This window comes from Hahella sp. HNIBRBA332 (genome assembly GCF_030719035.1).
In the GTDB taxonomy this organism is placed as follows: domain Bacteria; phylum Pseudomonadota; class Gammaproteobacteria; order Pseudomonadales; family Oleiphilaceae; genus Hahella.
The window spans coordinates 3,938,439-3,960,222 of the sequence record NZ_CP132203.1 but is presented as its reverse complement, the minus strand read 5'-3'; the positions used below and the strand labels follow the sequence as shown (position 1 = coordinate 3,960,222).

Below are 21,784 nucleotides of genomic sequence, written 5' to 3'. Positions count from 1 at the left end.
CTGCAATAAGCAGTGGAATGAGTGGAAGGGTTTTTGCTAAGTGAAGTTGGATTAGTTTGCCAGCTTTATAATTCATTAATATTTTCACAACATCAGTGGGCGTCAAAAGGAGTTACTTAACAGGTTAGCTACAGTTTTTTGTCTGCGCCATTTTCCTTGAACTGGTGCATTGGAGAAGGGCAAATCTCTTTTTCTTTCCCTGTAAATAAGCGCTGCGTTGACACATTTCAGGGGGCGGGGTATTGTGGCCTGTTCCCAATAATGTACTTATCTTAATCTTCACTCTCTGCCGTTCAGGAGATCGCAATGGAATTCCCGCGCATCAGTCGCTTGCCACCCTATGTTTTTAATATCGTTGGGGAGCTCAAGCAGCAGGCGCGAGCGAGGGGGGAAGATATTATTGACTTTGGCATGGGTAATCCTGACCAGCCTACCCCCAAACATATTGTCGACAAGCTGACTGAAACTGCGCAGCGGGATGATACGCATCGTTATTCCCAGTCCAAAGGCATCCCCAGGCTGAGAAGAGCCATCGCCCGCTGGTATAAAAACCGCTTTGATGTGGATTTGGACCCGGAGAAAGAGGCGATAGTCACCATTGGCTCTAAAGAGGGACTTGCCCATTTAGCATTGGCGACAATGGGGCCGGGAGATGCCGTGTTAGTGCCGAACCCTAGTTATCCGATCCATCCTTACGGATTTGTTATTGCTGGTGCGGATATTCGGCATATTCCATTGGGTGAGGATACCGACGCTTTTTTCACTGAATTGGAAAAGGCGATTCTTGATTCATGGCCTCGCCCCAAAATGCTGGTATTGAACTTCCCTGGCAACCCTACATCTCAATGTGTTGAGTTGGATTTTTTTGAAAAAGTCATTGCCATCGCCCGAGAGCACAAAATCTGGGTTGTGCAGGATATTGCTTATGCGGATATCGTATTTGATGGTTATAAGGCTCCTTCGATATTGCAAGTCCCTGGGGCGAAAGAAGTGGCGGTGGAATTTTTCTCGCTGTCTAAAAGCTATAATATGCCTGGCTGGCGTGTTGGCTTCTGTTGTGGCAACGCAGAACTGATAGCGGCTTTGGCTCGGATTAAGTCTTATCTAGATTACGGTACTTTTACCCCAATTCAGGTGGCGGCGATTGCTGCGCTGGAGGGGGATCAGTCCTGTGTGGAAGAAATTCGAGCGATGTATCAGTCCCGTCGCGACGTATTATGTCGTGGTTTAGATAGTATTGGCTGGGATGTGACTCCGCCTAAAGCAACCATGTTTGTCTGGGCGAAAATCCCTGAACACTATCGTCATATGGGATCGCTGGAGTTTTCTAAAAAACTGCTACTGGAAGCTAAGGTGGCGGTATCTCCTGGCCTGGGCTTTGGCCATTATGGCGATGAGTATGTGCGGTTCGCGTTGATTGAAAACGAACATCGTACGCGACAGGCGATCCGGGGCATCAAGGCGATGTTTCGTAGTGATGGTTTGATACTGGATTAAGGCACTCTTAAATGCGCCATAATAAGCGCGTAATGTTGTGGAGACGTGGTAGATGAAAATAGCTATTTGTGGATTGGGCACTGTAGGCAGTGGAACTTTTAACGTGCTGGCGCGCAATGGCGTTGATATTGCGGCGCGTGCAGGTATGGCTATTGAAGTAATCCGTGTCGCATCCCGTCGGATGAATCCTGCATGTGAGCTGGACTCAACGCAATTTACCACTGATATCTTCGCTGTAACTTCTGACCCTGAAGTGGAGGTCGTTGTTGAGCTGCTTGGCGGCACGACAATCGCGAAAGAGTTGATCCTCAAAGCGATCGAGAACGGCAAACATGTGGTTACCGCCAACAAGGCGCTAATCGCAGAGTATGGCGGCGAAATTTTTGAGCTGGCGGCGCGCAAGGGCGTCACAGTAGCGTTTGAAGCGGCTGTAGCCGGTGGTGTGCCGGTGATTAAGGCGCTGCGTGAAGGTCTTGCTGCGAATAGAATCAACTGGCTGGCTGGAATTATTAACGGCACTGGCAACTTCATTTTGACGGAAATGCGTGACAAAGGTCGCGCGTTTGAGGATGTGCTGAAAGAAGCGCAGGCATTAGGATACGCTGAAGCGGATCCGACGTTTGATGTAGAAGGTATTGACGCAGCGCATAAGTTGACCATTTTGGCGTCTGTCGCGTTCGGTATTCCGTTGCAATTCAAGCGCGCCTATACGGAAGGCATAAGTGCGATTGCGCCTGAAGATGTCCAGTATGCGGAAGAGTTCGGTTATCGCATCAAGCACCTGGGCATAGCGAGACGTTTGGAGCACGGTGTCGAACTGCGTGTGCACCCAACATTGGTGCCAGAAACTCAGTTGATCGCAAAAGTCGATGGCGTTATGAATGCTGTGATGGTCGACGGCGATGCAGTGGGTCCGACTCTGTACTACGGCGCTGGCGCTGGTGCTGAGGCTACCGCATCCGCGGTAGTTGCGGACTTGGTGGACATCGCCAGGGCGTCGCGTCAAGGCGTGGCGGTTGGCGTTCCTTCTCTGGGGCATAACCCTGAGCACCTCAACGACCTTAAGGTGGTTCCAGTAGAGGAGGTGGTTAGCGCTTATTACTTGCGTATCCTTGTGCAGGACCACCCAGGGGTATTAGCCAATGTCGCTCAGATTCTGAGTGAACACAGCATCAATATTGAGTCGATCGTGCAGAAGGAAAGCGAGCAGCATGACGGGCTGATCCCCATGATTATGCTGACTCATCGAGTGCAGGAAAAGAATATGAACCATGCACTGGCGGTGATTGAGGCGCTCCCTGACGTGGTTGGTAAAGTGACGCGCATTCGCGTTGAATCATTCAGTTGAATAAATTTAGAAAGCCTTGCTGGTGCAGGGTTTTCGATTAACAGTATTAGATGAACGCGCAGTGCGGTAATTGGCGTTGCGCTAAAGGCAAAGGGTTTAAATCGTGAAGTATGTAAGCACCAGAGGCAAAGCGCCTGCGCTTAACTTTGAAGAGGTTCTGTTGACCGGGTTGGCTTCGGATGGCGGCCTGTACGTACCTGAGTTTCTACCTCATTTTAACCCGGAGGAGATTGCCTCTTGGGCCGGGTTGAGTTACCCGGAGTTGGCGGTCAAGGTCATGTATCCATTCGTGGAGGGTTCTCTGTCAGTTGAAGAGTTCTCCGCCATTGTCAATGACGCGTACTCTGAATTTGCTCATTCCGCGATGGCTCCTCTGAAGCAGATTTCAGCGAATGAGTGGGTGATGGAGCTTTTTCATGGTCCCACTCTGGCGTTTAAAGATTACGCGCTGCAACTGCTGGGACGTCTGGTCGATCATTTCCTTGAAAAACGCGGCCAAAAAGTGGCGATTCTGGGAGCGACTTCCGGCGATACCGGCTCTGCGGCGATTGAAGGATGCCGTCATTCCAAGCATGTCGATATTTTCATTCTTCATCCACATGGTCGCGTCTCTGAAGTTCAGCGTAGACAAATGACGACGGCGCCGGGCGCCAATGTCCATAACCTGGCGGTCGAAGGTAACTTCGACGACTGTCAGCGGATGGTGAAGGCGAGTTTTGGTGATCAGTCGTTTCTGGATGGCCGCCCTCTTGTTGCAGTGAACTCGATCAACTGGGCGCGGATTATGGCGCAGATCGTATACTACTTCCATGCGGGACTGAGTGTGGGGGCGCCTCACCGTAGCGTCGCTTTCTCCGTGCCTACAGGGAATTTTGGCGATATCTTTGCGGGTTACCTGGCGCGCAATATGGGCTTGCCTGTGAACCAGTTGGTCATCGCTACCAATCGCAATGACGTGCTGCATCGTTTTATGAGCAATAATCAGTACAACCTGCAGCCGTTACAGCATACGTTATCTCCAAGTATGGATATTGTCGTGTCCAGCAACTTTGAGCGCCTTTTGTTTGATCTACATGGTCGCAATGGCTCTTTGTTGGCGGAGCTTATGGAGAAGATGAACAAAGAGGATGTTGCAATCGAGGAGTACCGCTGGCGTCATGCCAGGGAGTTGTTTGACTCCTATGCTGTGGATGATGAAACCACATTGGCGAGTATCGCTCAGATTTATGCCGAAACGGAAGAGATTGTGGACCCACATACAGCGATCGGCATTAAAGCTGCCCGGGCCTGCCGCCGGGACAAAAATGCGCCAATGGTGATTCTGGCTACTGCGCACGCTGCGAAATTCCCAGAAGCCGTGGCTAAAGCCGGCGTAGAGGAAGAGCCGAAGCTACCGGCTCATATGTCGGACTTGTTCGACAGAGAGGAGCGCTTCACGGTGTTGCCGAATGACTTGCAGGCGGTTCAGCGCTTTGTGCAGGATCAGCTCAAGAAATAATCTCCATTGACAGACCGTGGCGGCGACTATTTACATGGTTCCGTCACGAGCCATTCCTATTAAGCTAGTCAACAAACTGGATAGCCGGTGAGCGAGCTCTCCCAAACCATACCGAAAAAACGTATTGAACGTCGCCCTGTCCCGATGGAATTCCTTAATCATTCTGGACTTCCTCCCGTGCTGCAACGGATCTATGCCGCCAGAGGCGTCGCCAGTTGCGATGAGTTAGAGTATTCATTAAGCCATTTGCTGCAATTGGATAGTCTGGCTGGCGCGCAAAGCGCTGCGGCTATTCTTGCGGAAGCCTTGCAGCGCAACCAGCGCATTATTTTCGTAGGCGACTTTGACGCTGACGGCGCAACCAGCACAGCTTTGGGGGTGCTGGCGCTGCGTATGTTTGGCGCTGCTTATGTGGACTACATTGTCCCTAATCGTTTTGAGTTCGGCTATGGCCTTTCTCCAGAGATTGTAGAAGTGGCGCTGTCACGTCAGCCGGATGTGTTGATTACGGTGGATAACGGCATCGCCAGCATTGAAGGCGTCAAAGCCGCCAAGCGGGCGGGATTGCGAGTCATTGTGACAGACCATCACTTGGCGGGTGACGAGTTGCCGGAAGCTGACGCCATTGTTAACCCTAATCAACCGGGTTGCGACTTTCCCAGCAAGTCTATCGCCGGGGTTGGGGTGATTTTCTACGTGATGCTGGCGTTGCGGCAGGCGCTGCGTGATAAGGGGTGGTTCGCCGCTACCGGTATGATAGAGCCCAATCTGGCTAATTTATTGGATTTAGTCGCACTGGGGACAGTGGCCGATGTTGTGTCTTTGGACGCCAATAACCGCATACTGGTAGAGCAGGGTCTCCGGCGCATCCGCGCCAAGCGCTGTCGTCCCGGCATTAATGCTCTACTGCAAGTGGCTGGACGCAGTCAGGAAAAACTTAGCGCTTCTGACCTGGGATTCGCAATTGCTCCGAGGCTCAATGCAGCCGGACGTCTGGAAGATATGACCGTCGGCATAGAGTTGCTGTTGACGGAGGACCCCGCCAAGGCCTTGATGATTGCGCAGGAGCTTGATGGATTAAATCAGGCGCGCAAAGAAATAGAGCGTGACATGCAGGCTCAGGCGCTATCGATTCTGGACCGCATGAACTGGACTTACGACAACCCTCCGGCCGCAGTGTGTCTTTATGATGAAAGCTGGCATCAGGGCGTGGTGGGGATTCTGGCTTCTCGCATCAAGGATCGCATGCACCGCCCGGTCATTGCTTTTGCGCCGGGAGACAATGGCGAGCTTAAAGGGTCGGCCCGATCAATACCTGGATTGCATATTCGCGATGCGTTGGATGCTGTGGCGACTAAGCATAGTGGGCTATTATCCAAGTTTGGTGGTCACGCTATGGCGGCGGGGTTGTCTCTGCGGCCAGAAAATTTCACCGCTTTTTCGGAGGCGTTTCAAGAGGTTGTCGCAGCGGCTGTAAGTGTGGACGACCTGCAGGCGAAGCTCTTGACGGATGGTGAGCTGTCTCCCGAAGAACTTTGCATGAATATGGCGATTACTTTGAAGAATGCGGGGCCGTGGGGGCAATCCTTCCCGGAACCCTTGTTTGAGGGCCAGTTCCGTATCGCCAGTTGCCGAATTGTCGGCGAGCGCCATCTCAAAATGACGCTGGCGGATCATCGCTCAGGCAACTGCTATGACGCTATATACTTTAATATTGATCCCGCGACGCCGTTCAGTGAATGGGATCGGGTGAAGGTGGTTTTCAGGCTCGACGTAAATGAATTCCGCGGACATAGCAATCTGCAACTGCTAATTGAGTATCTGGAGCCTTGTAATTAGGCCTGTCTATCGTCTTTTCCTAGGTGTAACTCACTGTTCAGTTTGTTTACAATAGCGGGCTTTCTTTACGGTCGGCGGATGATCCGCCGCCGTTTCAACTGCTTTTTGAGGCCCCGACGATTATGTTAGAAGTGAATCCAATAGTTAATACCATCAAGGACTTGCGCACCCGCGTAGAATCTTTACGGAGGTATCTTTGACTACGACGTCAAGAAAGAGCGTCTGGTTGAAGTAGAAAGGGAGCTCGAAGACCCCAGCGTGTGGAATAATCCTGAGCGTGCGCAGGGTCTTGGTAAAGAGCGTTCTTCCCTTGAAGTGGTGGTTAAAACCGTCGATGACGTGACCGGCGGATTGACGGATTGCTCCGACTTGCTGGATATGGCGGTGGAAGAGCAGGATGCGGATGCGGTTGCTGAAGTGGAAACCGAATTGGAATCAATCCGCGCACAGGTGGAGACCTTGGAGTTCCGTCGGATGTTTGCGGGAGAAATGGATCCCAATAACGCCTACCTGGATATTCAGGCGGGTTCCGGCGGCACTGAAGCGCAGGATTGGGCGAGCATGATGCTGCGTATGTATCTGCGTTGGGGCGAGCGTCGTGGATTCAAAACAGACTTGATCGAGGAATCTCCCGGTGAAGTGGCTGGTATTAAAAGCGCCACGATTCACTTCCAGGGTGAATACGCTTATGGGTGGCTGCGCACGGAAACGGGCGTACACCGGTTGGTGCGTAAGTCGCCATTTGACTCCGGCAATCGTCGCCATACTTCTTTTGCGTCCGTGTTTGTCTCACCGGAAGTGGATGACGATATCGAAATCGATATCAATCCGGCGGATCTGCGCATCGACGTCTATCGCGCCTCAGGCGCCGGTGGTCAGCACGTTAACCGGACTGAGTCCGCCGTACGTATTACGCACATGCCCTCCGGCATCGTGACGCAGTGCCAGAACGATCGTTCTCAGCACAAAAACAAAGATCAGGCGATGAAGCAGCTGAAAGCGAAGCTGTATGAGCTTGAAATACAAAAGCGCAATGCTGAAGCGCAACAGCTGGAAGATAGTAAGTCCGATATTGGTTGGGGCAGCCAGATCCGGTCTTACGTATTGGACCAGTCGCGTATTAAAGACTTGCGTACGTCCGTAGAAAACTCCAATTGTCAGGCGGTGCTTGACGGCGATATTGATGAGTTTATCGAGGCGAGTTTGAAGCAGGGCCTGTAATCAGGCCCTTCGCTTATGTCTCGACCCGTAATTTTTGCCAATTGATTGATAAATAGTGGATTAAACAAACCATGACAGAGAACCAAAATCCTGCAATAGATGAAAACAAACTGATCGCTGAGCGCCGGGGCAAGCTGGGTAAGTTGCGGGAAAAGGGGCAGGCGTTTCCGAATGATTTTCGTCGCGACAGCTATTGTGCAGACCTGCAGGCTCGTTATGGTGATAAAAGCAAGGAAGAGCTGGAAGAATCTGGCGTGCGCGCCAGGGTGTCTGGACGAATCATGGCGATGCGTGGACCTTTTGTCGTCATACAGGACATGACAGGGCGTATTCAGCTGTACATTGATCGTAAAGGTTTGCCGCCAGAGCAGCTGGAAAACGTCAAGTTGTGGGATTTGGGCGATATTGTGGCGGCAGAAGGCGCTCTGCATAAATCAGGCAAGGGCGATCTGTACGTAAATATGGAAAACCCGCGTTTGATGGTGAAGGCGTTGCGTCCTTTGCCGGACAAACATAAAGGTTTGACCAACACGGAAATGCGTTATCGCCAGCGCTATCTGGACCTGATCACCAATGAAGAAGCGCGGGAAACCTTCCGTATTCGCTCCAAAGTGATCGAAAGTATTCGCTACTTCCTTGCCAAGCGTGACTTTATTGAGGCGGAGACGCCGATGTTGCAGGTCATACCTGGCGGCGCTACGGCGCGTCCCTTTGTGACCTATCACAATGCTCTGGATATTGAGATGTTCCTGCGTATAGCGCCGGAGCTTTACCTGAAGCGTCTGGTTGTGGGCGGCTTTGAGCGGGTGTTTGAAATTAACCGCAACTTCCGTAATGAGGGCTTGTCCACCCGCCATAATCCTGAATTCACAATGATCGAATTCTACCAGGCGTTCGCCGACTACAAAGACCTGATGAACCTGACCGAGGAAATGCTGCGTTGGGTGGCTCAGGAAGCGCTGGGAACGACGGAAGTGCGCAATACATCCAAGAATGCGGATGGCGAGGTGGTCGATGAAATCGTCTATGACTTCGGCAAGCCTTTCCTGCGCATGACAGTCGTGGAGTCGATTCTGCACTTCAATCCTGGATTGTCGCTGGCTGACATTGACAATATGGACGGCGCCAAAAAGGTGGCGACTGACCTGGGTATTCCTCTTAAAGCATCCTGGGGCTTGGGCAAGATTCAAATCGAAATCTTCGAAAAGACCGTCGAGCATCGTTTGATGCAGCCGACCTTTATTACTGAGTACCCGACGGAAGTATCACCGCTGGCGCGTCGCAATGACGATAATCCTTTCGTCACTGACCGGTTTGAGTTTTTCGTGGGCGGCAGAGAAATCGCCAACGGATTTTCGGAGTTGAATGATCCGGAAGATCAGGCTGAGCGCTTCCGTAAGCAAGTGGCGGAGAAAGAAGCGGGTGACGACGAAGCGATGTTCTTCGACGAAGACTACATCACTGCGTTGGAGCACGGTATGCCGCCGACCGCAGGTGAGGGTATTGGCATAGATCGACTAGTGATGCTGCTGACCGATTCGCCCTCAATTAGAGACGTTATTTTATTCCCTCATATGCGTCCGTTGGCGGACTGATCGTTCCTCCGTATTGAACGGATAGAGAAAAGGAGAATGCAGATGCAAAGCTGCGCAGAGGTGCTGTTTGGGGCTTTGGCCCCAGACACCCGCTGGAAGGACGCCCTGAAAGAAGAATTTTCCAAGCCCTACATGGTGCAGCTGGAGCAGTTTCTTGGGGCGCAAGACGGACAGGGCAAGGTTATATACCCTAGTCTGGATAACTGCTTCAACGCGCTCAACTCGACGCCTTTTGAGAATGTGTCGGTAGTCATATTGGGCCAGGACCCCTATCACGGTCCAGGTCAGGCGCATGGACTTAGCTTTTCCGTGTTGCCTGGGATCGCGCCGCCGCCATCATTGGTGAATATCTTCAAGGAAATCAACAATGAGCTTGGTTTAGGCGTACCGGAGCATGGATGTCTGGCTTATTGGGCTCAACAAGGGGTTTTGCTGCTGAATAGTGTGCTGACAGTGGAGCAGAGCAAGGCTGCCTCGCATCAGGGTAAAGGGTGGGAGCAGTTCACTGACAGAGTGATACAGCTGATAAACAGCGAGCGGGAAAATGTGGTGTTTTTGTTGTGGGGCAGTTACGCCCAGCGTAAAGGCGCATTTATCGACCGTCAGCGTCACTGTGTGCTGGAGAGTGTTCACCCGTCGCCGTTATCCGCCCATCGCGGTTTTATGGGGTGCGGTCATTTCGCCAGTGCGAACGACTATCTGCGCACCCATCAAAAGAAGGCGATTGATTGGCGTCTGCCTCCGAAGGATCGGCTGGATGAGAAGGGGCGTCTGATCAAGAAAGCGCCAGCCTCTGTCGAATAAGGCCAAAGCGGCGGATCCTGGTCCGCCGTTTTTTATATGTCAGGAAGGCGAAAGTAACGCCATGGCGGCTTCCATCTCCGCGCTTAAATCCTCCGCTTCGTTCATATCAATTTCCGGGTCGAGACCGAGTCGGTTGAACGCCGATATCTGCCCCCAATCCATCTCTGTATAAGGGTGCTGACTGCCTATCAGGCTTTGCAGCTTGGCCACCATCACCACATCTGCGTAATCGACGGTGGGCGACTGCCGCTGGAAGTTGCTGAATTCTATGGGCACGATTTGGAGTTCTGCGGGGAAGTCCCACTTTTTGAGAATATACTGCCCAATCGTGGGCTGTAATGTGTCGATCAGTTTGTCGAGAGTTTCGTTGTCGACATGAATGTCGTTATGCTCGATATAGGTCAACACGGGCAGGGCGCCAATTTGGTGCACCAGTCCGGCGAGGGTCGCCTGATCGGGTTTCAACTTGGTGTAATGCTGCGCGAGCACGTGGCAGATGCCCGCCACTTCCGTGCTACTGCGCCAGATTTCCCGCATGCGTTGATCTATCTGTTCCGAGGTGGCCTGGAACATTTGCTCCATCGCCAGCCCCGTTGCTAGGTTTGCGGTGTAGGCCATGCCTAGGCGGCCAATCGCCATGGTCAGGTTCGATATTTCCCTGCTGCCGCGTAAGAGCGGGCTGTTGCATACACGTATAATGCGGGCCGTCATGGCGGTGTCGTTGCTAATGACTTTAGCGAGGTCCTGAACGGATGAGTCCGGACTTTCCGCCACTTCTCGAACTTGCAGAGCGACCTCCGGAAGGGTGGGCAGCACCAGCTTATCGGAATCTATTGCCTGAAGTATGTCTGCTTTGATTTTCTCTTCTAATTCTGCCATTTGCATATCCGTGAATAGGTTGGCTGCATTGGATTCGGGCCCACTGAGAAGCGCTTCAGCCTCTTTCAAGGTCCAATTTAAGTTATAGCAGAATTTTTGAGGGATGCTTGTCGGCGGCGCATAGAAACGCGCCGCTAAGGTATGGGATTATGCTAGAGCTTTTTCTTTGTGTTGCTAACTTCTTCAATAGCGTAGGGAAGTTCAAGTAGTTGCAATGGGGTGGCTGGAGACTCCTCCAAGCGCAACGCTTTATCCATTGCCGCAGACTTGTCCAACACGGCGAGCGTGTTTCCATGGGCGCTGCGCACGACTAGGCCAATTCGGGCGCCTGTTTCGTCGGTGATCGCTGAGCCGGGTGCGGGGACCAGCGTACCAGAAGAGAGTAAGAACATGCGCTTCTTCAGGGTGCCAAGGTATTGCATACGGGCGACGATTTCTTGCCCCGTATAGCAGCCCTTATTGAAGCTGATAGCGCCCAGCGCCTGCAAATTCAGCATTTGCGGGATGAACTCATCCAGGGTCTCTGGATAGACCTCTCCCAATCCTGAGAGAATTTCCTGACGCTCCCAGTCCTCAATGGAACCGGCGGCGCATTGATTGTCCAGGTCCGGCAGTAACTTTGACGCCTGGTCGCTATCTAGCCAGCACTCCACCCGTGAGGCTTCACCTGGGGGACGAATGAGCAATATGCCTTCGCTGGCCTGGCTGGCGTCTGCAGAGGTAGGAATGGTGGAAGACAAGGCGGGCAGCACATCCAGATCTCCGCTCAATCCTATTACGCCCCAATCTTCCAGTAGCGTGACGGTGCACTTATAAAACACCTTGTACTTATTAAGGTGGGCGAGAAAGCTTTGCGCCACCTCTAAGGGGAGTCTCAATAGATAGCAGTCAGGCTTGGCTTGCGCAATGCGGAACAATGCAACCATTCGACCTTTGGGGGTGCAACAGGCGGCCAGGGAGGAATGATTGTTGGTAATATCCTGAATGTCACAGGTAAATTGCCCTTGCATGAATTTGACGGCGTCGGGCCCTTTTATTTCCAGTAAGGCGACGTTGGTCAGCCTGTGGAGATGCGGGGCGGCGTCGCTTTCCTGCGCAGCCAGAGTGTTTGCGGGTTGGGCGAAGGTGTTCCAGAAGGACGTCATATGAATGGATCTCCCTTAATTCCTGGCGAAGCGTAAACAAACTCGAAAACGGCGAAATGCATCCGGGTCGCAATTATCCCGAACGAGAAACACCAAGTCTCGCCAGCCGGTGCGGCAGACCAGCAGGGTGACAATTGGAGTGACGCAAGTATCTCCGTGCAAGTGCGTATCCAGTTCGCGTTGATTGCGTTTAAACAGCCTTACTTTCACGTCTGCATCGCCGGCTTTTTCATAGCGGATTTTTATCACGCTAGTCGGCCAGGCTAACAGAGCGTATTGTCCGACGGTGTAGACAAAATGAGCGCCTAGCAGGGCGCTCAAAGAAAGCTTTAGCCAGGTTGGCATACCCAGAGCCAGCAACACTACGCCAATCAGTCCGAAGAAGACGGTAAAGAACAGCGTCAACTGTAGCGATGGTCGCAACTCAATCGTAGCTTGGTTGAACACGGTCTAAGATGATTTTAACGATGCGCGCCAGATCAGGATCTTCAGGCGTGGACTTTTGCATAAACCACTGGAACATATCTGTATCTTCACACTCTAAGAGCATTCGGTAGCGCGCTTTATCTTCGTTCGAGAGTTCGGAGTAGGCCTCCTTGAGAAAGGGAACCAGCAGCACGTCTAACTCCAGCATTCCGCGTCGGCTGTGCCAGAATAAACGCTTGTATTCTACATCTTCAGTCATTTGCGCCTCTGTATATTGCCCGTGGGCCTTCATTCTGGCTGCATGATAACGGTCCCTGGCTCACGCCGCCACCCGTGGCGGCGTGAAACCTTATCGGGAGACTTGCAACAGCTCACCAAGGCTCAGCGGGAAAATTGACGGGAGTTAAAATGGTATTTTCCGGCGTTTTGAGCGGATGAGGGTAGTCCAGAGTGTAATGCAGGCCGCGACTTTCTTTGCGTTGAATTGCCGAGCAGATAATCAGGTCTGCAACCGTCACCAGATTACGCAGCTCAAGCAGGTCATTGGACACTTTATAGTTACTGTAATACTCGCGAATTTCCTGATGCAGCAGGTCTACGCGATGCTTGGCCCGCTGCAGGCGTTTGTTGGTTCGTACTATGCCGACATAGTCCCACATAAAGCGGCGCAGCTCGTCCCAGTTGTGTGAGATCACAACATCTTCGTCAGAGTCTGTTACCTGGCTTTCGTCCCAGGAGGGAGCGGGCGGAGGCTCAGGCGTATGTGCGATACGGCCGGCTATGTCATCTGCGCAGGACTTTCCGAACACCAGGCATTCTAGCAGGGAATTGCTGGCCATGCGGTTGGCTCCGTGGAGTCCGGTAAACGCAGTTTCGCCGACGGCATATAGAGAATTAAGGTCCGTACGCCCGGCGCTATCGGTAACCACTCCTCCGCAGGTGTAGTGGGCGGCGGGAACCACGGGAATGGGCTCTTTGGTGATATCAATGCCATAAGACAGGCAGCGTTGGTGCACTGTGGGAAAGTGTCCGAGGATAAAGTCTTTGTCTTTATGGCTGATATCCAGATACAGACAGTCCGCGCCAAGACGTTTCATTTCATGGTCGATGGCGCGGGCGACGACGTCACGTGGAGCGAGTTCTTCGCGTTCGTCAAACTGCCTCATGAAGCGCTTGCCATTGGGCAGCAGAAGCTTGCCGCCCTCGCCGCGAACGGCTTCTGTAATCAAAAAGGATTTCGCCTGAGGGTGGTAGAGGCATGTCGGGTGAAACTGATTGAATTCCATGTTGCCCATGCGGCAGCCTGCGCGCCAGGCCATTGCGATGCCGTCGCCAGTCGCTACGTCAGGGTTGCTGGTATAGAGGTAGACCTTGCTGGCGCCGCCGGTGGCGAGCACCACAAACTTGGCGCGGAACAGCTCGACATGGCTGGTTGTCTTATTCAAGACATAAGCGCCGACACAACGGTTGCCGGGAAGAAACAGTTTGCTATGGGTGATCAGATCGATGCCGACCCGGTCTTCGAAAATTTCAATGTTGGCTTTTTCTCGCGCGCGGTCGGCCAGAGAGCCGGATACTGCGCGGCCGGTTGCGTCTGCTGCGTGTACAATACGGCGATGGCTATGTCCGCCTTCCTTGGTGAGATGGTACTTCTGCGTGGCCTCCTCGGATTCCTCTGTATCGAACTGCACTCCCTGGGAAATGAGCCATTCAATCGCCTCACGGCCATGTTCAACGGTAAAGCGTACGCTGTCTTTGTCGCACAGTCCGGCGCCGGCCACCAGTGTGTCCTGCAGGTGGGATTCAACGCTGTCGTCATCGTCCAGCACCGCTGCGATGCCGCCTTGCGCCCAAAGTGTGGAGCCGCTTTTGAGTTCGGTCTTGGACAATACCGCTACTCTTAAATCGGGAGGAAGATTCAGGGCGACGGTAAGGCCAGCGGCGCCGCTGCCGATAATGAGAACATCGTGTTCGAAGCTTAAACTCATAGCCTTTGCGTGACTCCAGCAATCAGGAAAAAACAGCCAGGAAAAAGGACCGGATAGTTGTTGGGCCCAAGCAGAATAGCTGAATATACTAACATTAATGGCTAAGAGTGAACTATCCGAAAAAAGTTGTGTCTATAGGGCTATGCAATCAACTTTTATAGACGCAGCAAACGGTGGTTCTTTTATGTCAGTGCAGGTTTTGACCGCTCTTGAATCAACGCGTGGTCGCGCTGAAATACTGGATAATAAGGAAAATATGAGCGCTCCTAACAAGACGACAGACCAACAATTGGTTGAGAGGGTTCAGCGCGGCGACAAACGCGCCTTTGACATGCTGGTGGTGAAATATCAAAGCAAAGTCATGGCGATTATCGCCCGCTATATTCGCGATCACCACGAAGTGATGGATGTTGCGCAGGAAGCGTTTATCAAGGCCTATAAAGCGCTTGCCAACTTTCGCGGCGAGAGCGCGTTTTACACATGGCTCTATCGTATCGCCATCAATGCGGCGAAAAATCATCTTATGGCTCAAGGGCGTCGCCCGCCAGGGGAGGATGTGGACGCCGCCGACGCGGTTTTATATGAGGGCGGCTCTGCTTTGAAAGATATTGACTCCCCCGAACGTCAAGTGCACCGCGATCAAGTTAAGCAGGCGATATTCCAGGCATTGGATGAACTGCCCGAAGATTTGCGTTCAGCACTTACGCTGCGTGAGTTCGACGGCCTTAGCTATGAAGAAATAGCGGAGATCATGCAGTGTCCCGTGGGCACGGTGAGATCGAGAATTTTCAGAGCCCGGGATGCAGTGGATGCGCGAATCGCGCCAATGTTGGAGCAGAAAATGCGCGCCTGAAACAGGTGAAGAGCGGTGGAAGGCTTGAGCGCCTTGGCGTTTTCCAGCAGAGGCGCCGGGAATCATCACCAGGGCTGGCGAATTGAAAAGTATTACAGAGAAGCCGGAGCGGCGCACAGACTCCGGATTTGCAGAGGTTGACGGTTATGAATGAACGACTGAAAGAATCTATGTCCGCGCTTCTGGATGGAGAAGCGGATGAGTTGGAGGTGCGCCGTATACTGGCGCAGTCCCACGACGAAGAAGTGATGGCGACCTGGAGTCGGTATCAGCGTGTACGCGATGAACTCCATGAAGAAGCCGCGCAATGGGCGCATGTTGATCTGCGGCAGGGCATTTGGTCTGCGCTGGAGGAAGAAGAGGGCGTTGAACGCAATGAGAGCGTTGCAGAAGAGGAGATTGTGACGGAAGAAGCTCGCGCTGGCGGCGGTTGGTGGCGGGGAGTCGCCGTTGCGGCGTCGGTCGCTTTCGCCGCTGTATTTATGGTGGAGTTTTCCGGCGGGCCAAACACGACGCAGCCTGCTCCTGCAGTCGCCAATGAACAGCAGAGTGCGCCTTCGTTGAATGTGAACGGCGCAGGCTCCCATTTGGTGGCGGACTCTGGCGCGGAAAGCGAGGTCGCCATCCAGTTCTCCGCGGAGCATGCGAGCAGATTAAACGCCTATTTGATGAAACATGCCGAGCAGGCTGCGCTGAACGGCTCGCCGGTTATTTCTCCTTATGCCCGTTTGAGCGCCTTTGAGGTGGTAGAGGGGCAAGAAACGGAGCAACGCAGGTAAGCAATGAAACTGGTAATTCGTAAAGCGGCGGTGATCAGGAACGGTGTCCGGCAATGGAGTTTGGTCTGGACTCTTGTGCTGATGTCTTTGACTTCGGCGACAGCCCAGGCGTCAGGGCCGCAAGAATGGCTGCAGCGCATGCTGGAGGCGCGGCAGGAACTCTCATACCGCGGCGCATTCATCTACAGCCGGGGCGATGAAATGAGCTCAATGAAAGTCTTTCACCGCACGCAAAATGGCGTGGAGAAAGAGCGTTTAGTGGCCATGGATGGAGAGATGAGGGAGATTATTCGGGACGGAGACATGCTGATTTGCGTGTTTCCCGGCGGCAAGCAGGTTCGACTTGAGCAAGCCGCCTACACAGGGCCTTTTCCAGGGGCGGTTTTGAATGGCGGCTCTGATGTCGATTCGGTGTACGAATTGAAAATGGCTGGAGAGGAGCGGGTGGCCGGGCATGACGTGCTGAAAATGGCGGTTATGGCCAAAGATCAATATCGCTACAGCTATTACCTGTGGTTGGAAAAAAACTCCGGTATGCTGCTTAAATCTCTTTTGACCAACCGTAAGGGAGAAGTGCTAGAGCACTTTCAGTACACGGTGCTGGAGCTGGGCGCGCAGGTGACGGACCAGGAGCTGGCTCCTTCAATACCTGAAGCGGATGTCAAAGGGCTTGAGCCCAAAAAAGGGAAAACGTCTGAAACGTTGCCTGAAAAATGGATGCCCGCTTGGCTTCCGAATGGGTTCAGTATGTCGCCTAACGTGACCAAGCGTAACGATGTTATGCCCGGGGATATGCGCACGCAGGTATACGGCGACGGTTTGACCATGTTCAGCATATTCGTAGAAGAAAACAGCCCTCAGGCCATGCCGGAAGGGGCTTCGCGCATGGGGGCGACCACTGCTTACTCGAAACATATCAAGCACGGAGGCATGACCTACGTCATTACGGTTGTGGGTGAAGTACCCATTGAGACAGTCAAACGGGTGGCGGATAATATGAAGTCAAGTTCATCCATTGGAGACGCAACTTGATATTGGAAACCGGAAAAGTCGTTGCAGTTGGCGACCATGAAGTCTGGGTAAGGACTATCAGGGAGTCTGTCTGCCAGAGCTGCTCGGCTCGGAAGGGCTGTGGCTCGCGACTTCTCAATCAGATGAGCGACGGCGCTTCGACCCAGATTAAAGTGGCGAAAAGATTTGATGTCGAAGTTGGAGACGAAGTAGAGATTGGCGTTGCCGAGCAGGCGTTGCTAAACGCTTCCATGCTGGTTTATCTGACTCCCTTGGTCGCGATGATCGTTTTAGCCGGCGTTAGTCAATCGCTGCTGCATTGGCCCGACCTTGGCGTCGCCCTGGCGGGCTTGTCAGGACTGGGCTTAGGCTTTGTTTTTGTTAAAATCTTGTCATCAAGGCTGTCTTGCAATCCCTCCTACCATCCCCAATTATTACGCAAGCTTTGTTAAGCGTCGTATAGCCTAGTTCCAATTATCTAAAGAAAATCTGACGCCATTATGTGAGCCGAGAGGCGTTGGCTCGTTTGGTTGGAGCGCCTGGGTCAAACGACTAAGCCCATGATTAGCGTGAGTGGTTTGGGTAACCAAGTGGAGTTGCATATGAAGGTTTGTCAGAAATTTACGGCGGTTATGCTGGTCTGGTTGAGCGCCGTTGTCAGTATGCGGGCGGGAGCTGTTGATTTACCTGATTTCACAGGGTTGGTGGAGAGAACTTCACCGGCGGTGGTAAACATAAGCACCGTGCGTAAAGTCGGAGACGATAGCGCTCAGTATTATTTCGGCGGCCCTGAACAAGACCAGATCCCTGAATTCTTTCGTCATTTCTTTGGCGACCCATACCGTCGCAGAGGTCCGCAGGAAGCCCAGTCAACGGGATCTGGCTTCATTGTATCCAAAGATGGCTACATACTTACCAACAACCATGTGGTAGCGGGCGCTGATGAAATCTTTGTCCGACTTATGGATCGTCGCGAGCTGACGGCGGAGCTGATCGGATCTGATGAGAAGTCGGATTTGGCGGTTTTGAAAGTGGAAGCTGACGATCTGCCGGTCCTAAATTTAGGCAAGTCTTCTGAACTCAAGGTAGGTGAATGGGTGGTCGCTATCGGCTCTCCTTTTGGGTTTGAATATACGGTGACGGCGGGGATTGTCAGTGCAAAGGGACGTAGCTTGCCGAATGAAAACTATGTGCCTTTTATTCAGACTGACGTGGCTATCAATCCCGGCAACTCCGGCGGGCCGTTGTTTAACCTCGAAGGGGAGGTTGTCGGCATCAACTCTCAGATCTATACCCGCTCAGGTGGGTTCATGGGGGTTTCTTTCGCAATTCCTATCGACGTTGCACTGGATGTGATGAATCAGCTGAAAGACACAGGCGCGGTCAAGCGCGGCTGGTTGGGCGTGCTAATACAGGAAGTGAATAAGGATCTGGCGGAGTCCTTCAATCTGAATAAGCCGCGTGGGGCCTTGGTGGCGCAGGTCATGAAAGGATCGCCCGCCGATAAGGCCGGCTTGCAGCCGGGCGACGTCATCGTCAGCTACAACGGCAATGAGATTGGGTTATCCTCTGAGTTGCCGCACTTGGTAGGGCGGACCTCACCGGGAGAGAAAGCGAAAATGAAAGTTGTGCGTCGCGGCGATGAAATGGATGTTGACGTGGAAATCGGCCAGTTGCCCGCCGACGACAACGGCGTCGCCAGCGTGCCGGCAGGGCAGACCGCGCCACAGAATAATGCTCTGAATCTGCAGGTTCGCGATCTGACGGATGAAGAAAAAGAGAGCATGCAGGTCGCGGGAGGCGTCATGGTGGCGCAAGTCTTCCCCGGGCCTGCGGCGACAGCGGGAATTCAGCCCAATGATGTGATCAGTAGTATCAATAATAAAGATGTCGAGACGGTGGCTCAGTTCCATGAGGTGGTTGAGACGCTGCCGGTTGGCAAGTCGCTGCCAGTATTGATTATCCGTCAGGGCAACCCGGCCTTCATTGTGTTGAAGTTGAACAATAAGTAAGTCCAGGTCTGATTGGACGAGGCAGACGGCCGGGTTTCTTTAAATGAAACCCGGCCGTTGCTCGTTTTATTTTAGGGAAAGCGGCGTTTCTCCCAATATCGGTGTGAATTCTGAGGGTATTTTGTTAATTCGCTGCAATTTACTCGGCGGAGCTGTTAAAATTTCGCCGCCTTCAACTTTGAATCTGAGTGACAGTAGTCCGTGAGTAAACTCAACCATATTAGAAATTTTTCTATCATTGCCCACATCGACCATGGCAAGTCCACTTTGGCTGACCGCTTTATTCAATATTGCGGCGGTTTGTCTGATCGGGAAATGTCCGAACAGGTGCTCGACTCAATGGATATCGAGCGAGAGCGGGGCATTACCATCAAAGCTCAGAGCGTAACGCTCTATTACGATGCAAAAGACGGCTCCCGTTATCAGCTGAATTTTATCGATACTCCCGGACACGTCGACTTCTCATATGAAGTTTCTCGTTCGTTGGCCGCCTGTGAAGGCGCATTGCTGGTGGTCGACGCCGCGCAAGGCGTTGAGGCGCAGTCCGTGGCGAACTGCTATACCGCCATCGAGATGGGGCTGGAAGTTATTCCCATTCTGAACAAGATGGATCTGCCGCAGGCGGAGCCGGCGCGGGTGCGCCATGAAATTGAAGAGATTATAGGCATTGATGCGGCCGGCGCCGTGGAAGCCAGCGCCAAAGCCGGTATGGGCATCCAGGAGAGCCTGGAGCAAATTGTACAGTTGGTGCCGCCACCGGAAGGCGATCCAGACGCGCCGTTGCAAGCTCTTATTATCGACTCCTGGTTTGATAACTATTTGGGCGTTGTGTCCTTAGTGCGGGTTAAAAATGGAACGCTGAATAAAGGCGATAAAATCCTGATCAAGTCGACCAAGACTCAGGAACTGGTGACTTCCATTGGCGTGTTTACACCAAAGCGTACCGAGACCGGCTGCCTTAAGGCGGGCGAAGTGGGTTATGTCATTGCTGGCATTAAAGATATTCACGGCGCTCCCGTCGGCGATACCATTACTCTGGCGAAAACCCCGGATGTGGCTTCTTTGCCAGGATTCAAGCGTGTACAACCTCAGGTATACGCTGGCGTATTCCCGGTCAGCTCTGACGACTATGAAGACTTCCGTGACGCTCTGGATAAGTTGACGCTTAACGATGCGTCATTATTCTTCGAACCCGAAACGTCTGACGCCTTGGGGTTTGGCTTCCGCTGCGGCTTCCTGGGAATGCTGCATATGGAAATTATCCAGGAGCGTTTGGAGCGGGAATACGATCTGGATCTGATCACCACCGCGCCGACGGTAGTCTATGAAGTTCTGACCAAAAAGAATGAAGTCATCAAGGTCGATAACCCATCCAGGTTGCCGGATCCTGGCTTTATCGAAGAAATGCGTGAGCCTATCGTTGAGGCCAACATTCTTGTGCCGCAGGCATACCTTGGCAACGTCATTGCCCTTTGCGTGGAAAAGCGTGGCGTACAGAAGAATATGCAGTTCTTGGGCAACCAGGTCGCTCTGTCCTATGAAATACCCATGGGGGAAGTCGTACTGGACTTCTTTGATCGACTCAAATCGGTAAGCCGCGGCTATGCGTCTTTGGATTACCACTTTGTTCGTTTCCAGGCCGCCAATTTGGTGCGCCTGGATATTCTGATCAATGGCGACAAAGTTGATGCGCTGGCGCTTATCGTTCATCGCGACAACGCCGCCTCGCGGGGGCGTCTGCTGACAGAAAAAATGAAAGAGTTGATTCCTCGTCAAATGTTCGACGTGGCGATTCAAGCGGCTATTGGTGGGCAGATTGTATCCAGAACTACCGTTAAGGCCTTACGCAAGAACGTATTGGCCAAGTGCTATGGCGGCGACGTTTCACGGAAGAAAAAGCTGTTGCAGAAGCAGAAAGAAGGTAAGAAACGTATGAAGCAGGTGGGTAGCGTTGAAATTCCACAAGACGCGTTTCTCGCCGTGCTGAAGGTCGATAAATAAGACAATTGCGGACTGAAAGCAATAAATACAAACTGAATAGGACAAACGATGGACTTTGATTTCTCTTTGATTCTGGTTGTGCTGACCCTGGTCTCAGGTCTGATTTGGTTAGGCTTTTGGCTGTTTGTAAAGGTCAGGACGCGTGGTGGAAGTAACGCGATGATCAAAGAGCCGGTTGTAGTGGAGTATTCCCGGTCTTTTTTTCCGGTCCTGTTTTTGGTGTTGGTGGTCCGTTCCTTTCTTATTGAACCATTCCAGATTCCGTCTCAGTCCATGATGCCTACCTTGGAAGTGGGCGACTTTATCCTTGTTAACAAGTATTCCTATGGGCTACGAGTCCCTGTATTAGGGTACAAGTTCCTGGATTTGGGCGATCCGCAGCGGGGTGATGTGATGGTGTTTCGCACCCCGGAAGATAACACTACCAACTACATCAAGCGTGTAGTCGGCGTTCCTGGCGATACGGTCGAATATAAAGACAAGCGGCTAACCATCAATGGGCAGCCTATCGATGAAAAGCTAATCGCCGCATTGCCTGCGGGCGCTCCCAGAGAGCTCTATTATGAAGAGCAACTGGGTGAAAAACTGCACCGTATCATTAAGGAAAACTATCCAAACACCGGCCATGAAGGCAAATGGGTCGTGCCGGAAGGCAAGTATTTCATGATGGGCGACAACCGGGATCGCAGTAAAGACAGCCGTTATATTGGACTCGTTCCGGATGAGAATATCGTTGGCAGAGCATTCGCTATCTGGATGCACTGGGAAAAGTTCTTATCATTGCCCTCTTTTTCACGAGTCGGTTCGATACAGTAAGTGCGCATTAGTGTAAAAACAGTGAGTTAATGTCTACTCTCTAAATAATAATGGTTAATTAAGAGGATGCTA

19 protein-coding genes are annotated in these 21,784 nt (G+C 52.4%); 14 read left to right on the top strand and 5 right to left on the bottom strand.

The genetic code is table 11. The annotated features are described in order from the left end of the window. Positions 1-306 precede the first annotated feature (306 nt). From alaC to ung, 7 genes are all read left to right on the top strand, one after another. Positions 307-1,497, top strand: a complete 1,191-nt coding sequence (gene alaC / locus O5O45_RS17480; protein WP_305900658.1) for an alanine transaminase — start codon at positions 307-309, stop codon at positions 1,495-1,497. Positions 1,498-1,549: 52 nt separating this feature from the next. Further along, positions 1,550-2,845, top strand: a complete 1,296-nt coding sequence (locus O5O45_RS17475) for a homoserine dehydrogenase (protein ID WP_305900657.1) — start codon at positions 1,550-1,552, stop codon at positions 2,843-2,845. 103 nt (positions 2,846-2,948) lie between these two features. Beyond that, on the top strand, positions 2,949-4,343 hold the full coding sequence (gene thrC / locus O5O45_RS17470) for a threonine synthase (protein WP_305900656.1): 1,395 nt from the start codon (positions 2,949-2,951) through the stop codon (positions 4,341-4,343). A 144-nt stretch (positions 4,344-4,487) separates the two neighbouring features. Then, positions 4,488-6,182, top strand: a complete 1,695-nt coding sequence (gene recJ / locus O5O45_RS17465) for a single-stranded-DNA-specific exonuclease RecJ (RefSeq protein WP_305906221.1) — start codon at positions 4,488-4,490, stop codon at positions 6,180-6,182. A gap of 122 nt (positions 6,183-6,304) precedes the next feature. Beyond that, positions 6,305-7,403, top strand: a protein-coding gene (gene prfB / locus O5O45_RS17460; protein WP_305900655.1) for a peptide chain release factor 2 whose coding sequence is annotated in 2 segments (ribosomal slippage) — positions 6,305-6,379 and positions 6,381-7,403 — 1,098 coding nt in all. Because the reading frame shifts where the segments join, the coding sequence is not laid out codon by codon here. Between the two features lie 71 nt (positions 7,404-7,474). Beyond that, entirely contained in the window at positions 7,475-8,998 is a 1,524-nt protein-coding gene (gene lysS, locus O5O45_RS17455; RefSeq protein WP_305900654.1) for a lysine--tRNA ligase, read from the top strand. Positions 8,999-9,040: 42 nt separating this feature from the next. After that, positions 9,041-9,802 (top strand): uracil-DNA glycosylase, encoded by a 762-nt coding sequence (gene ung / locus O5O45_RS17450; protein ID WP_305900653.1) that lies wholly within the window; start codon positions 9,041-9,043, stop codon positions 9,800-9,802. A 39-nt stretch (positions 9,803-9,841) separates the two neighbouring features. Here ung and O5O45_RS17445 read toward each other — a convergent pair whose 3' ends face one another. The 5 genes from O5O45_RS17445 to nadB form a co-directional block, all read right to left on the bottom strand. After that, the gene (locus tag O5O45_RS17445) at positions 9,842-10,681 is read right to left on the bottom strand and encodes an HDOD domain-containing protein (protein WP_305900652.1); all 840 of its coding nucleotides are present in this window, start codon (positions 10,679-10,681) and stop codon (positions 9,842-9,844) included. A 152-nt stretch (positions 10,682-10,833) separates the two neighbouring features. Further along, on the bottom strand, positions 10,834-11,826 hold the full coding sequence (ygfZ, locus tag O5O45_RS17440; protein ID WP_305900651.1) for a CAF17-like 4Fe-4S cluster assembly/insertion protein YgfZ: 993 nt from the start codon (positions 11,824-11,826) through the stop codon (positions 10,834-10,836). 15 nt (positions 11,827-11,841) lie between these two features. Continuing rightward, complete coding sequence (locus tag O5O45_RS17435; protein WP_305900650.1) at positions 11,842-12,273, bottom strand: protein YgfX; 432 nt, start codon at positions 12,271-12,273, stop codon at positions 11,842-11,844. After that, positions 12,251-12,511 (bottom strand): FAD assembly factor SdhE, encoded by a 261-nt coding sequence (locus O5O45_RS17430; RefSeq protein ID WP_305900649.1) that lies wholly within the window; start codon positions 12,509-12,511, stop codon positions 12,251-12,253. Before O5O45_RS17430 ends, O5O45_RS17435 begins: the two co-directional genes overlap by 23 nt. Positions 12,512-12,623: 112 nt before the next feature. Further along, complete coding sequence (nadB, locus tag O5O45_RS17425) at positions 12,624-14,240, bottom strand: L-aspartate oxidase (protein WP_305900648.1); 1,617 nt, start codon at positions 14,238-14,240, stop codon at positions 12,624-12,626. Positions 14,241-14,496: 256 nt separating this feature from the next. On the opposite strand from nadB, the gene rpoE reads away from it, so the two are divergent. The 7 genes from rpoE to lepB all read left to right on the top strand — a co-directional run bounded on the left by rpoE (position 14,497) and on the right by lepB (position 21,712). After that, positions 14,497-15,093 (top strand): RNA polymerase sigma factor RpoE, encoded by a 597-nt coding sequence (gene rpoE, locus O5O45_RS17420; RefSeq protein WP_305900647.1) that lies wholly within the window; start codon positions 14,497-14,499, stop codon positions 15,091-15,093. Positions 15,094-15,239: 146 nt separating this feature from the next. Further along, on the top strand, positions 15,240-15,872 hold the full coding sequence (locus O5O45_RS17415) for a sigma-E factor negative regulatory protein (protein WP_305900646.1): 633 nt from the start codon (positions 15,240-15,242) through the stop codon (positions 15,870-15,872). 3 nt (positions 15,873-15,875) lie between these two features. After that, positions 15,876-16,904 carry a MucB/RseB C-terminal domain-containing protein gene (locus tag O5O45_RS17410; RefSeq protein ID WP_305900645.1) on the top strand — a complete coding sequence of 343 codons (1,029 nt, stop codon included), beginning with the start codon at positions 15,876-15,878 and terminating at the stop codon, positions 16,902-16,904. Beyond that, positions 16,901-17,335, top strand: a complete 435-nt coding sequence (locus O5O45_RS17405) for a SoxR reducing system RseC family protein (protein ID WP_305900644.1) — start codon at positions 16,901-16,903, stop codon at positions 17,333-17,335. The genes O5O45_RS17410 and O5O45_RS17405 overlap by 4 nt, the downstream gene beginning before the upstream one ends. A 150-nt stretch (positions 17,336-17,485) precedes the next feature. Further along, positions 17,486-18,895 (top strand): DegQ family serine endoprotease, encoded by a 1,410-nt coding sequence (locus O5O45_RS17400; RefSeq protein WP_305900643.1) that lies wholly within the window; start codon positions 17,486-17,488, stop codon positions 18,893-18,895. Between the two features lie 201 nt (positions 18,896-19,096). Continuing rightward, positions 19,097-20,896, top strand: a complete 1,800-nt coding sequence (gene lepA, locus O5O45_RS17395; RefSeq protein WP_305900642.1) for a translation elongation factor 4 — start codon at positions 19,097-19,099, stop codon at positions 20,894-20,896. Positions 20,897-20,944: 48 nt separating this feature from the next. Then, the gene (lepB, locus tag O5O45_RS17390) at positions 20,945-21,712 is read left to right on the top strand and encodes a signal peptidase I (protein ID WP_305900641.1); all 768 of its coding nucleotides are present in this window, start codon (positions 20,945-20,947) and stop codon (positions 21,710-21,712) included. Positions 21,713-21,784 lie beyond the last annotated feature (72 nt).

Excerpts from the sequence above, each read along its gene's own strand:
- alaC (WP_305900658.1), top strand. The coding sequence starts at position 307 with ATGGAATTCCCGCGCATCAGTCGCTTGCCACCCTATGTTTTTAATATC.
- O5O45_RS17475 (WP_305900657.1), top strand. The coding sequence starts at position 1,550 with ATGAAAATAGCTATTTGTGGATTGGGCACTGTAGGCAGTGGAACTTTT.
- recJ (WP_305906221.1), top strand. The coding sequence starts at position 4,488 with ATGGAATTCCTTAATCATTCTGGACTTCCTCCCGTGCTGCAACGGATC.
- lysS (WP_305900654.1), top strand. The coding sequence starts at position 7,475 with ATGACAGAGAACCAAAATCCTGCAATAGATGAAAACAAACTGATCGCT.
- ung (WP_305900653.1), top strand. The coding sequence starts at position 9,041 with ATGCAAAGCTGCGCAGAGGTGCTGTTTGGGGCTTTGGCCCCAGACACC.
- O5O45_RS17445 (WP_305900652.1), bottom strand. The coding sequence starts at position 10,681 with ATGGCAGAATTAGAAGAGAAAATCAAAGCAGACATACTTCAGGCAATA.
- ygfZ (WP_305900651.1), bottom strand. The coding sequence starts at position 11,826 with ATGACGTCCTTCTGGAACACCTTCGCCCAACCCGCAAACACTCTGGCT.
- O5O45_RS17430 (WP_305900649.1), bottom strand. The coding sequence starts at position 12,511 with ATGACTGAAGATGTAGAATACAAGCGTTTATTCTGGCACAGCCGACGC.
- nadB (WP_305900648.1), bottom strand. The coding sequence starts at position 14,240 with ATGAGTTTAAGCTTCGAACACGATGTTCTCATTATCGGCAGCGGCGCC.
- rpoE (WP_305900647.1), top strand. The coding sequence starts at position 14,497 with ATGAGCGCTCCTAACAAGACGACAGACCAACAATTGGTTGAGAGGGTT.
- O5O45_RS17415 (WP_305900646.1), top strand. The coding sequence starts at position 15,240 with ATGAATGAACGACTGAAAGAATCTATGTCCGCGCTTCTGGATGGAGAA.
- O5O45_RS17410 (WP_305900645.1), top strand. The coding sequence starts at position 15,876 with ATGAAACTGGTAATTCGTAAAGCGGCGGTGATCAGGAACGGTGTCCGG.
- O5O45_RS17400 (WP_305900643.1), top strand. The coding sequence starts at position 17,486 with ATGAAGGTTTGTCAGAAATTTACGGCGGTTATGCTGGTCTGGTTGAGC.
- lepB (WP_305900641.1), top strand. The coding sequence starts at position 20,945 with ATGGACTTTGATTTCTCTTTGATTCTGGTTGTGCTGACCCTGGTCTCA.